This is a genomic window from uncultured Kordia sp. (assembly GCF_947496985.1).
GTDB lineage: Bacteria > Bacteroidota > Bacteroidia > Flavobacteriales > Flavobacteriaceae > Kordia.
Genome location: NZ_CANMEZ010000036.1, coordinates 1 through 482, shown reverse-complemented (window position 1 = coordinate 482; position 482 = coordinate 1). Strand labels below are relative to the sequence as shown.

General features: G+C 43.6%; 1 protein-coding gene. It reads right to left on the bottom strand.

Annotated features, from left to right (window positions below; translation table 11 throughout):
• Positions 1-482 (bottom strand): Calx-beta domain-containing protein (locus Q0828_RS24395; protein WP_298427981.1); only part of this gene is annotated, 482 nt, incomplete at both ends.

The following is a 482-nucleotide window of genomic DNA, read 5'->3' as shown; positions in this document are numbered from 1 at the left end:
GTAATTGATACCACTGTAGCTACACTACTTGGATTGTCAATGCTTACTGGTACACTTGCACTACCACCATCTTCTGCAATCGTTACATCTCCAACACTCATCGCTGGGGTATCATTATCTGTGATTGTTACCGTTCCAGTATCTGATGCGTTAGAAGTGTTCCCACTTGCCACCGTTCCAGTCACGGTAAAGTCTTCTGTAGGTTCACCTGTTGTATCATCCGTAATTGGAATATTAACATTTACCACTGTCTGTCCTGCTGGAATCGTAGCGGTAACTGTTGTGCTTGTATAATCAGCTGGATCTGTCGCACTGTTGTCTACCGTAGTAATTGATACCACTGTAGCTACACTACTTGGATTGTCAATACTTACTGGTACTGAGGCTGATCCACCATCTTCTGCGATCGTTACATCTCCAACACTCATTGCTGGGGTATCATTATCTGTGATTGTTACCGTTCCAGTATCTGATGCGTTAGA